The sequence below is a fragment of the Variovorax sp. F042 genome, assembly GCF_057814215.1.
The window spans coordinates 1-286 of the sequence record NZ_JBVASX010000095.1 but is presented as its reverse complement, the minus strand read 5'-3'; the positions used below and the strand labels follow the sequence as shown (position 1 = coordinate 286).

Below are 286 nucleotides of genomic sequence, written 5' to 3'. Positions count from 1 at the left end.
CCCAAGCCATTCCCCCAGGCGCCGCCATGCGGGCGCGCAAGGCACCAGACCCGACCGGCACGCGGCAGCGCGCAGCAGGATGGACGCGCACCTTCGCGCTCACGACCGCGCTCGTTGCCGCACTGAGCGGCTGCGGCGGCGGCAGCGGTTCAGGCGGCGCGGCGCTTGCAGTGCCGGCCCCGTCATCACCCGCCCCCACGTCGCCCGAAGCACCATCGACGCCGCTCGCCAACCGCACGCTGGTCATCGACCTCGACGGCGCCACCTACGCCGCAGTGCAAAGCGG

At 74.5% G+C, this 286-nt stretch carries 1 pseudogene; it reads left to right on the top strand.

From position 1 onward, the window contains the following. Positions 1 to 286, top strand: a pseudogene (locus tag ACZYSP_RS35560) (hypothetical protein); the annotation flags it as partial.